This is a genomic window from Bacillus sp. FJAT-45066, assembly GCF_002335755.1.
GTDB lineage: Bacteria > Bacillota > Bacilli > Bacillales > Bacillaceae_I > Bacillus_CD > Bacillus_CD alkalisoli.
On record NZ_NISQ01000001.1, the window covers coordinates 348,686 to 360,696 of the forward strand.

The 12,011-nt window shown below is 37.0% G+C and carries 8 protein-coding genes, 1 other RNA gene and 1 other annotated feature; of the genes, 8 read left to right on the forward strand and 1 reads right to left on the reverse strand.

Annotated features, from left to right (window positions below; translation table 11 throughout):
* Positions 1–4 precede the first annotated feature (4 nt).
* The 4 genes from recJ (at position 5) to dtd (ending at position 5,734) form a co-directional block, all read left to right on the forward strand.
* Entirely contained in the window at positions 5–2,341 is a 2,337-nt protein-coding gene (recJ, locus tag CDZ92_RS01690; protein ID WP_096153230.1) for a single-stranded-DNA-specific exonuclease RecJ, read from the forward strand.
* 12 nt (positions 2,342–2,353) lie between these two features.
* On the forward strand, positions 2,354–2,866 hold the full coding sequence (locus CDZ92_RS01695) for an adenine phosphoribosyltransferase (protein ID WP_096153231.1): 513 nt from the start codon (positions 2,354–2,356) through the stop codon (positions 2,864–2,866).
* A 220-nt stretch (positions 2,867–3,086) separates the two neighbouring features.
* Positions 3,087–5,279 (forward strand): RelA/SpoT family protein, encoded by a 2,193-nt coding sequence (locus tag CDZ92_RS01700; protein ID WP_096153232.1) that lies wholly within the window; start codon positions 3,087–3,089, stop codon positions 5,277–5,279.
* 14 nt (positions 5,280–5,293) lie between these two features.
* Complete coding sequence (dtd, locus tag CDZ92_RS01705) at positions 5,294–5,734, forward strand: D-aminoacyl-tRNA deacylase (protein ID WP_096153233.1); 441 nt, start codon at positions 5,294–5,296, stop codon at positions 5,732–5,734.
* A 38-nt stretch (positions 5,735–5,772) separates the two neighbouring features.
* On the opposite strand, the gene CDZ92_RS01710 is transcribed toward dtd, so the two are convergent.
* Positions 5,773–7,497 (reverse strand): SH3 domain-containing protein, encoded by a 1,725-nt coding sequence (locus CDZ92_RS01710; RefSeq protein ID WP_096153234.1) that lies wholly within the window; start codon positions 7,495–7,497, stop codon positions 5,773–5,775.
* 212 nt (positions 7,498–7,709) lie between these two features.
* On the opposite strand from CDZ92_RS01710, the gene CDZ92_RS01715 reads away from it, so the two are divergent.
* From CDZ92_RS01715 to ssrS, 4 genes are all read left to right on the forward strand, one after another.
* Complete coding sequence (locus CDZ92_RS01715; protein ID WP_096153235.1) at positions 7,710–7,886, forward strand: RNA polymerase subunit sigma-70; 177 nt, start codon at positions 7,710–7,712, stop codon at positions 7,884–7,886.
* 81 nt (positions 7,887–7,967) lie between these two features.
* Positions 7,968–8,249, forward strand: a binding site (T-box leader).
* A 104-nt stretch (positions 8,250–8,353) separates the two neighbouring features.
* A complete protein-coding gene (hisS, locus tag CDZ92_RS01720; RefSeq protein WP_096153236.1) occupies positions 8,354–9,637 on the forward strand; it encodes a histidine--tRNA ligase in 1,284 nt (427 codons plus the stop codon).
* Positions 9,637–11,409 (forward strand): aspartate--tRNA ligase, encoded by a 1,773-nt coding sequence (aspS, locus tag CDZ92_RS01725; protein WP_096156875.1) that lies wholly within the window; start codon positions 9,637–9,639, stop codon positions 11,407–11,409. The genes hisS and aspS overlap by 1 nt, the downstream gene beginning before the upstream one ends.
* 72 nt (positions 11,410–11,481) lie before the next feature.
* Positions 11,482–11,675, forward strand: a non-coding RNA gene (ssrS, locus tag CDZ92_RS01730) — 6S RNA.
* The last annotated feature ends 336 nt before the right edge of the window (positions 11,676–12,011 follow it).

The following is a 12,011-nucleotide window of genomic DNA, read 5'->3' on the forward strand; positions in this document are numbered from 1 at the left end:
TATATTGTTACAATCGAAGGCACGTTGGAAAATTAATCAACCAAATGAACAAAAAATAAATGATTTAGTACAAGCACTATCTATTTCTCCTCTTGTTGCTTCCCTACTAGTGAATAGAGGAATAGATGAGATAACGAGTGCTCAAAAATTTTTAAATAAACAATTATCCCAGTTTCATGACCCATTTTTACTTGAAGACATGGATATTGTTGTAGAAAGAATACAAACTGCTATACAAAATGAAGAAAAGATACTAGTATTCGGTGACTATGATGCGGACGGTGTAAGTAGTACGACTGTTATGTTAACAGCTTTAAGAGAAGCAGGCGCAATTGCCGATTTTTATATTCCTAACAGGTTTACAGAAGGATACGGTCCAAATGAACAAGCATTCCGTGCTGCTAAAGAGCAAGGGTATTCCATCATTATCACGGTGGACACCGGAATATCTGCTCATAATGAAGCACTCATTGCAAAAGAATTAGGCTTTGATCTAATCATTACCGATCACCATGAACCAAGTCCAACTTTACCAGAAGCTTTTGCCATCATACATCCTAAAAAAGAAACATGCCCATATCCATTTAAAGACCTTGCTGGAGTAGGTGTTGCATTTAAAGTCGCACATGCATTACTTGGAAAACTACCTGAGCACTTATTAGAAATAGCAGCTATCGGTACAATTGCAGACCTTGTTCCGTTAGTAGATGAAAATAGACTTCTAGCTTACTTCGGTATCGAAAAAATGAAATCTACGACAAGACCTGGCTTAAAAGCATTATTGAAAAAATGCTCGGTCGAATCAAAAGATATATCAGAAGAAACAATCGGCTTTTCGATTGGACCTAGAATAAATGCTGTTGGACGATTAGATGATGCAGATCCAGCCGTACATTTACTAATGACAAATGACAATGAAGAGGCTGTAATGTTGGCCGATGAAATTGAAAGCTATAACAAGGAAAGACAACAAATTGTAAGTAAAATTTCGGAAGAAGCTATTAAGCAAGTGGAAGAGAAATATCCACCAACTGACAATTCTTTTATAATTGTTGAAGGAGAAGGTTGGAACGCTGGTGTTGTAGGTATTGTTGCATCAAGGTTAGTTGACCGCTTTTATAGACCAACTATTGTGTTAAGTTTAGATAAAGAAAAAGGCATCGCAAAAGGATCTGCTAGGTCCATAGCTGGCTTTGACTTATTTGAAAACTTATCAGAATGCCGAGATATTTTACCTCACTTTGGTGGACACCCTATGGCAGCAGGAATGACACTTGAAATAGGTAATGTAGAAGAACTGCGTAACCGAATGAAGGAGAAGGCTAACGAGATATTAAAAGAAGAAGACTTCATCCCAATAAAAGAAGTGGATTTGGAATGTTTACTAGAAGATATTTCACTACAAACAATTGAACAATTAGAAAAACTAGCACCATATGGGGTAGCTAATAATAAACCAAGAGTAGTCGTTAGAGATGGAAACGTCCATCAAATTCGTCATATTGGAACGAACAATAATCATTTGAAACTGACAATCGAAAAAAATCAAAGCACACTAGATTGTGTTGGGTTTGGTTTTGGAGAATCGTTTCATGATATTTCACCAATCGCATCCGTTGACGTTTTAGGAGAACTTACAATAAATGAATGGAACAATAATCGTAAACCGCAATTGTTTATCCAAGACATACAAGTAGCTGATTGGCAATTGTTTGATATTCGTTCAACAAAGCAATTGAAAAACACACTTCAAAAATTAACGACAAAAAACACAATATTTGTTTACTTTAATGAACATATTATTAAAGAGTTATCATTAGAAGATTTTTTACCGTACATGAAGCATGTTTCGGAAGTTAGTAATTTACATCAAACATCAACTGTTCTGTTGGACATGCCACCTTCGAAAGAGGCGATAATGGACATCTTTAAAAATGGCCAACCAGAACGAGTGTATGCATGTTTTTATCAGTCCGAGAGTCACTTTTTCTCTACCATACCGACTAGAGAGCATTTTAAATGGTATTACGGACTGCTACTGAAAAAAGGCTCCATAGATTTAAATAGATATGCTGGAGATATTGCTAGACACCGCGGATGGTCAAAAGAAACAATAGATTTCATGTCACAGGTGTTTTTTGAACTAGAATTTGTTACAATAGACAAGGGCTTTATTGCGTTAAGTAATCCTGCAAGCAAGCGTGACCTTTCTGAGTCACCGACTTACCGTAAAAAGCAGGAACAAGCTGAGCTTGAAAACTTGTTTCTATACTCATCATATAAACAATTAAAAGAATGGTTTGATGAACAACTTAAAGAACGTGAAGTTGTTCACTCATAGGAGGAAATGAAGATGGATTTAAAGCAATTCGTAACAATTGTTCCAGATTGGCCAAAACCAGGAATTCAATTCAAAGACATTACAACACTAATGGATAATGGTGATGCGTATAGATACGCAACAGACCAAATCGTTGAATATGCTCGTGATAGAGAAATAGATCTTATCGTAGGACCAGAAGCACGTGGATTCATTATCGGATGTCCTGTTGCTTACTCTTTAGGAATTGGCTTTGCACCTGTTCGTAAAGAAGGAAAATTACCTCGTGAAGTAGCACGTGTGGAATATGGTCTTGAGTATGGTAAAGACGTTCTAACTATACACAAAGATGCTATTAAGCCTGGTCAACGTGTATTAATTACAGACGACCTACTTGCTACAGGTGGAACAATCGAAGCTACAATTAAACTTGTAGAAGAGCTTGGTGGAGTTGTTGCAGGTATCGCTTTCCTAATCGAACTATCTTACCTAGACGGCAAAAACAAGCTTGATGGTTATGATATCTTAACATTAATGAAATATTAAATTATATGGAAAAACTAGAGCTTGTATTTGGCTCTAGTTTTTTTAAAACTTCAATATTTCCCCACCAACTTATACTATCTTTCTATTTTTTCCATCTTTCCCTAAAAAATTTGTCGATAAATTTAATTTTTATGCCCTTAGCCCTTTACATCTATTTGAAATTTCACGATAATAATTACAATATATAAATTTATGAGAAAGCTTAAAGGTGAGAAAACAAATGGCGAATGAGCAAGTGTTAACAGCTGAGCAAGTCATTGACGACGCAAGGCGATATTTAAAAGAGGACGATATTGCATTTTTACAAAAAGTATATGACTTTGCAAAAAATGCCCATGCGGAGCAATATCGTAAATCAGGTGAGCCATATATTATCCATCCGATACAAGTTGCCGGGATACTTGTCGACTTAGATTTGGACCCATCCACTATCGCAGCTGGGTTTCTTCATGATGTTGTAGAAGATACAGACGTTACATTAGAAGAAATAAAAAATGCATTCAATGTAGAAGTAGCAATGTTAGTAGATGGCGTTACAAAGCTAGGAAAAATTAAATATAAATCAAAAGAAGAACAACAAGCTGAAAATCATCGAAAAATGTTTGTTGCGATGGCACAAGACATACGTGTTATTTTAATAAAACTAGCTGATCGCCTTCATAACATGAGAACGTTAAAACATTTACCTCAAGAAAAACAACGTAGAATCTCAAATGAGACGTTAGAAATCTTTGCACCACTTGCCCATCGTTTAGGTATTTCCAAAATTAAATGGGAATTAGAAGATACATCGTTACGTTACTTAAATCCACAACAATATTATCGCATTGTTAACTTAATGAGGAAGAAACGTGCGGAGCGAGAAGAGTACATCTCGGAAGTAATGTCCGAAGTGACAGAAAAATTAGCAGAAGTTAATATTAATGCAGATTTATCAGGAAGACCAAAACATATTTATAGCATTTATCGTAAGATGGCGCTCCAAAATAAACAGTTTTCCGAAATATATGACCTACTCGCTGTTCGAATCATCGTTAAAAGCATAAAAGACTGCTATGCCGTATTAGGTATTATCCATACATGTTGGAAACCTATGCCAGGACGCTTCAAGGACTATATTGCGATGCCTAAACCAAATATGTATCAATCCCTTCACACAACCGTTATCGGTCCTAAAGGGGATCCGTTAGAAGTACAGATACGTACGGACGAAATGCATCAAATTGCTGAATTCGGTATTGCTGCGCACTGGGCATATAAAGAAGGAAATGCACAAAGTGAACGTGCATCATTTGAAGAGAAGATTACATGGTTCCGTGAAATTTTAGAATTCCAAAATGAGTCAACGAATGCAGAAGAGTTCATGGAATCTTTAAAGTTCGATTTGTTTTCTGATATGGTATTCGTTTTCACTCCAAAAGGAGATGTAATTGAGTTACCATCTGGCTCTGTGCCGATCGATTTCTCTTATCGTATTCACTCGGAAATTGGTAACAAAACGATAGGTGCAAAAATTAACGGAAAAATGGTTACGTTGGATTACAAGCTGAAAACGGGAGATATCATTGAGATATTAACTTCCAAGCATTCTTACGGACCTAGTAAAGACTGGCTTAAACTTGCACAAACTTCCCAAGCGAAGAATAAAATTCGCCAATTTTTCAAAAAGCAACAAAGGGAAGAAAATGTCGAAAAAGGCCGTGATTTGGTCGAAAAAGAAATTAGAAATATGGATTTTGAAGTAAAAGAAATTTTAACTTCTGATAACTTAAAACGTGTAGTTGAAAAGTTCAACTTTGCTAATGATGAAGATATGTTTGCGGCAGTAGGTTACAACGGGATATCTCCATTACAAGTAGCCAATCGATTAACGGAAAAACTAAGAAAACAACGTGATCAAGTACAGCAGTTGTCTGAACTTCAAGAGCCAATTGAAAAGAGAAAGCCATCTCCAATTAAAAAGCGTGATGCCGGAATTGTTGTAGAAGGGATCGATAGTTTATTAGTTCGATTATCTAAATGTTGTAATCCGGTACCAGGAGATGACATTGTTGGATTTATTACAAGAGGCCGTGGGGTTTCTGTTCACAGAGCTGACTGTCCAAATGTGCATACAGATGACGCGAATGAGCGCCTCATACAAGTAGATTGGGAAGGCGATAAAGGCTCACGTGAATATAGTGTCGAGATCGAAATATCTGGTTACGACCGTCGAGGATTGCTTAATGAAGTTTTACAAGCAGTCAACGAAACAAAAACAAATATTACAGCTGTAGCTGGTAAGTCAGATCGTAATAAAATGGCAATTATTCATATGACCATTTTGATTAAAAATACTGGCCACTTACAAAAAGTCGTAGAACGAATCAAACAAATTTCTGAAATTTATTCCGTAAGAAGATTAATGCAGTAGAAAGGGTTCTATTTATGAGAGTTGTTGTGCAACGTGCTAGAAATGCTCAAGTTAGAGTAAACGAACAAGTAGTAGGCAGAATTGACTTTGGATTAATGCTACTTGTTGGGGTTACCCATTCCGATACAGTGGAAGATGCTGCATATGTGGCAGATAAAATTACGAACTTACGTATTTTTGAAGATGAAAACGAGAAAATGAACTTGTCTTTATTAGATGTTGGTGGACAAATATTATCGGTATCTCAATTTACGTTATACGGTGATTGTAAAAAAGGGAGACGTCCTAATTTTATGGAAGCGGCCAAACCTGATCATGCAACACCTATTTATGAGGCGTTAAATGAAAAGTTTCGAAAAAAGGGAATTACAGTTGAAACAGGAGAATTTGGAGCAATGATGGATGTTGATTTTATTAATGAGGGTCCTGTAACTCTAATTGTTGAAAGTAAATAAAAACAGCCATTCCATATAAGGGATGGCTGTTTTTTACTTTATCTAAAATGTTGTAGTAACCCTTGGAAGATTGCTGTTGCTGCTTTGTTTTGATAGTCTGCACTTAAGATGATGGCCTCTTCTTCACGATTACTAATGTAACCTAATTCTAATAAAACTGAAGGTTGTTTGTTTTCTCTTAGTACAAGGAAGTTACCTTTGTTCACTTTTCTATCACGTAAGTTTGTTGATTGGATTAATGCATTGTGAATATGTTCTGCTAGTTTTTTCGATTCGTTACTAAGGTAATATGTTGTAGTTCCTCTTACAGAGGGTATATCAATGCTATCGTAATGGACGCTAATGAAAGCATCTGCCTTTTGACGATGTGATACTTGCACGCGGTCCCTCAATGAAATCGAAGTGTCGTTATTTCGTGTCATGTGTACGTTTGCACCAGCAGCTACTAATTTATCATAAAGCAATTTTGCGGTTCTAATCGTGATGTCTTTTTCATAAGCACCACTTACTCCAATTGCTCCAACGTCCTTACCACCGTGACCAGCATCAATGACTATCGTTTTATTTTTTAATGGTGAACTACTGCCAGTTCGAGTAACTGTGGGAACATTACCTAAAGTTTGTACGATCCAACCAGCTATATAAGCTTCTGATCCATCTCTAAGACTAATTTTATACCAATCTTTCTCCATACCTATAATTTGAAATTGGTCTCTTGCATTCGCTCTAGCTACTACAGCTGAATTTGTAGATGGAGATTTTCGAATGTTTGTACCATTATGAAGGACAACAACATTGCCGTTTACTGTATTTGGACTTGATGGGCTATCTAACTTTTCTAAATACCACCCAGCAACCCAACCTTTTTTGCCGTTGTTATACTCAATTTCAGTCCAACTATTAACATCACGTAAAACAGAAACTTTACTCCCTTTTGTCAAAGAGCTAATCACTTTCCCATTTAAGGACCCACTGTCTCTAACATTTAAACTAGATGCTGTAACGGTTGCACTTTGTTTGGATGTCAACGTTGTAGAGTTAGAAGAATTTGTTACAACCTTTGTGTAGTCTTGATGTATCCAGCCTTTTATAGAGTTGTGTGAAATCTCATACCAGTTGTTTCTACTGTTGACTACACTCACTCTATTTCCTTTTTGTAGTTTACCAACAATTGTTGATGTAGTGTTTGGCTCACTTCTAACGTTTAAAGAATTTGTCGTTATTTCTAATATAGTACTTGTCGATGTATTAGTAGATGGTGCCCCACTTTGTTGGTCGATTGCAATAAAATCTTTCGATATCCAACCTTCATGGGAATGAAAGCGAATCTTTAGCCAATTGTCTTTCGTTTCAAGGACTGTAACTTTGTTCTTATTTGATAAAACAGTTACAACCGAGTGATTCATTCCTGGTCCAGAACGGACACGGAGACCGTCCGTTGTAATCGTACCATTTGTCCCAGTTGATTGGTTTGCAGTCGCGGTGACTCCTCTTACACTTGTAACAAGAAAACCAGCAACCCACCCTTGCAATGAATTGGATACTTTAATCTTTATCCAATCGCCCTTTCTTTCTAATACCTCATAACGTTCTCCACTTCTAACCTGTGTTACAACTGCTCCAGTCGTTGAATTTGTTTCTCTAACATTCAATATGTTAGCGGAAACTTGAATCATATCGGAGGCACTTACATAGGAAGGAGTGTGGGTTGATAACAATAGAAAAAATATAATAATTGCAAGAAACACTCTCTTACGGATCAATGACGTTCCTCCTTAATAAAAATTGTCCAATCCTTTCATTCGACAAATAACGAAAAAATCCTTCCTTTCATGTAAATAAATTTGAAAAAAAGGGCAACATAGATGTTAGGCATATATAAATCTATTTTCCAAGTATTAGTACCACTTGTCATCAGGGAATATATGGTTTTTTGAATTGTTTTGTGTAAATGTTAAAAAAAGGAGAGATTAGGATGAAATACGGCGATAAGCATTCACATAGTTATGGTAAAAAAGATGTGTTCGGAGTTAGCTTTCATGATTTCTTAGAAAAAGAGAAAGATTCTAGTTACGTAGAACTTGCATCAGAATTTGGACTTACAGTAAGAGATGTTAGAACAATAAAAAAACAAATAAATCGTTCGTATTAGTATTGACAAGAAGGTTTCGTTCTTTATATACTAGCAAGTATCATCTTAATAAGTTGAACAATACATAATCAATAATATAAAGCGAAACCGATGATGGGGAATAGTAGTTAAGTTCCATTTGGAAAGAGAGGAAATGCCTTAGGCTGAAAGCATTTCTCCAATATGCCTTAACGAATGAACACCTCGTAGGATTCTTTCTGAAAAAGTCACTTCTATACGGAAGATGCTCTAGTAGGAAGCGAACGTTGCAGGCGTTAACTGTTTGAGTGGTAGCATATTGCACTACATATTCCGTATGGACTGTTTGTGTAATTTGCTTCAATTAGGGTGGCACCACGGGAATTTAAAACTCTCGTCCCTTGTTTGTATTATCAAACAAGGGATGGGAGTTTTTTTGTTTAGTTTTTATTTTTAATCTATTAACAATCCCACCCACTAACCACTAACCACTAAAAGGAGGACTTATAATGGCGATTCAAATACCACGTGGTACGCAAGATATTTTGCCTGGTACGGTAGAAAAATGGCAATACATTGAAGAAAAAGCAAAAGAGATTTGTAAACTTTATAACTATAAAGAAATACGCACACCGATTTTTGAACATACAGAACTATTTTTAAGAGGTGTAGGTGACACAACTGATATTGTACAAAAGGAAATGTACACATTCACAGATAGAGGCGAACGAAACTTAACACTTCGTCCAGAAGGTACAGCATCTGTAGCTCGCTCGTTCGTAGAAAATAAAATGCACGGCAATCCTCAGCAACCGACAAAGCTATACTATGTTGGTCCAATGTTCCGTTATGAACGTCCTCAAGCAGGAAGATTCCGTCAGTTCGTTCAATTCGGAGTTGAAGCATTAGGAAGTAATGACCCTAGCATTGACGCAGAAGTAATAGCATTAGCTGTTGATTTATATAAAAGCTTAGGATTAAATAACTTAAAAGTCGTCATCAATAGTCTTGGAGATAAAGAAAGTCGCGATGCACACCGTCAAGCGTTAATAAATCACTTCCAACCTAGAATCGAAGAATTTTGCTCCGACTGTCAATCAAGACTAGAGAAAAATCCACTTCGTATTTTAGATTGTAAAAAAGACCGTGATCACGAGTTAATGAAAACAGCACCATCTATCTTAGAGTATTTAAATGAGGAATCAAAGAACTACTTTGATAAAGTGGTAGCCTATTTGACAGCATTAAACATTGATTACGAAATTGATCCTAATTTGGTTCGTGGCTTAGATTATTACTACCACACAGCATTTGAAATCATGAGTACCTCTGAAGGATTTGGAGCCATTACGACATTATGTGGTGGCGGACGTTACAATGGTCTTGTACAAGACATTGGGGGACCAGAAACACCTGGTATCGGCTTCGCGTTAAGTATTGAAAGACTTTTGGCCGCTATGGAAGCAGAAAATGTTGATTTCCCTATTGAAAATGAGATCGATTGTTATGTTGTTGCGCTTGGTGTACAAGCAAAAGATGCGGCAGTGAAAGTGTTATATGATTTACGAAAAGCTGGTATTTTAGCAGAAAAAGATTATCAAGACAAAAAATTGAAAGCACAATTCAAAGCAGCTGACCGTCTTCATTCCAAATACACGGTAGTATTTGGCGAAGATGAGTTAAATAAAGGCGTTGCCGCAGTAAAAGATATGGCGACTGGTGAACAACAAGAAATTCCTATATCAGAAGTTGTTGCATACATTTCAGAAAAGAAAAGTGGGGAGAGATCATGATGCAAGGAAGAACGTATTTTTGTGGCGAAGTACCAGAATCATGTATTGGCGAAACGATCGAACTAAAAGGCTGGGTACAAAAAAGACGTGACTTAGGTGGATTAATTTTCATCGACTTACGCGACCGTACTGGACTTGTTCAAATTGTTTTTAACCCAGATGTTTCACCAGAAAGCCTACAAATTGCGGAATCTATTCGTAATGAGTTTGTATTGTATGTTAAAGGAAAAGTTGTAGAGCGTGAAGCAGGGCAAGTCAACTCGAATTTGAAAACAGGTAAAGTGGAAATACACGTTGATGAAATTCAAGTGTTAAATGCTGCGAAAACTCCACCGTTTGTTATCGATAATAAAGCAGAGGTTAGTGAAGATGTACGATTAAAGTATCGTTATTTAGACCTTCGTCGTCCTGTTATGTTTGACACATTAAAAATGCGCCATGAAGTAACAAAGACTATTCGTAATTATTTAAACGACAATATGTTCATGGAAGTGGAAACTCCGATTTTAACAAAAAGCACACCTGAAGGGGCACGTGACTATTTAGTACCGAGCCGAGTGCATCCTGGTGAATTTTACGCTTTACCACAGTCACCACAAATCTTTAAACAATTATTAATGGTTTCCGGTGTAGAACGTTATTATCAGATTGCAAGATGTTTCCGTGATGAAGATCTTCGTGCTGACCGTCAACCGGAATTTACACAAGTTGACATTGAAACTTCTTTCTTAACTCAAGAAGATATTATTGCGATGATGGAAACTATGATGGCGAAAGTAATGAAAGAAACAAAAGGAATCGATGTACCGAGTGCGTTCCCACGAATGACATACAATGAAGCAATGAGTCGTTACGGGTCAGATAAGCCAGACACACGCTTTGGTATGGAACTTGTTGACCTTTCAGAGCATGTGAAAGCATGTGGCTTCAAAGTATTTGCTGCTGCAGTCGAAAACGGTGGCCAAGTAAAAGCAATTAACGTTGTTGGAGGAGGAGCAAAATATTCTCGTAAAGACATCGATGCTCTAACAGAATTCGTAGGTCGATATGGTGCGAAAGGGCTTGCTTGGATGAAAGTAGAAGAGGACGGTTTAAAAGGTCCAATCGCTAAGTTCTTCAATGAAGAAGAACAAACTAACTTCCGTAGTGTCCTAGAAGCTTCTGTTGGTGACTTATTACTATTCGTTGCAGATAAGAAGGCAGTAGTTGCAGATGCTTTAGGCGCGTTAAGAATGAAGTTAGGAAAAGAACTTGGCCTTATTGATGAGAGTGAATTCAATTTCTTGTGGGTTACTGACTGGCCATTATTGGAATACGATGAGGAAGCTCGACGTTACTTTGCAGCTCACCATCCATTTACAATGCCTGTTCGTGAAGACATTGAAAAATTAACAACAGATCCAAGCAGTGTTCGTGCACAAGCATATGACCTTGTATTAAATGGCTATGAACTTGGTGGAGGTTCATTACGTATTTATGAGCGTGACATTCAAGAAAAAATGTTTGAAGTTTTAGGATTCAGTAAAGAAGAAGCAAAAGAGCAGTTTGGATTCCTTCTTGAAGCATTTGATTACGGTACACCACCTCATGGAGGCATTGCCCTAGGATTAGACCGTTTAGTTATGTTATTAGCGGGTAGAACAAACTTAAGGGATACGATTGCATTCCCTAAAACAGCAAGTGCAAGTTGTGTGTTAACAGAAGCACCAAGCCCTGTAGATAACGCCCAATTAGATGATTTACACTTGTCACTTAATGTTGAAAAAGGGTAAAACTTCCTATACGAACGTCCCTTGCATTCGCTTTTTTCGTATGATATTATACTAACAACAAGTGAAATGAATGAAGTCCTGATGTGTTCGTCGTATAACCTATTGTGTTTTGACCGAACAATAGTTTATACGGGAGTTCAGAGTTTTCTAGTTGCGCACATGCCTTCCAATTAGAGTAGGACGTGTAAAACACGAAACAGAACACCCACCTGCAGTAAGCGGGTTCAAAACGAAGGCATCAAAACGACGGCACGATTGGGACTTCGTACATAACATACGAACGTCACAAAAACCCCTTCTCAACAAAATGAGAAGGGGTTTTTATTTTGAATTGTTAAACATAATATCAAAACTAAGTCGTTTTTCTTTGAACCTATCTGCATGAAAAGTGAAGCGGAAGTTGTGGAGTGAGATGAACTTAGCATGATGAACGTACGGAAATGGATAATTATTTTATTAATGGGGAGTGTTGATATTATAAAACTTAACTACTTACCTGTTGATTTCCGTGCAAGGCTGAGACTCCTCGAAAATGCTAACGCATTTCCTTCGTGCGATGCATCGCTCTCGTAGCCTTCCTTGTCCTGCGGGAAAAGCGTGGA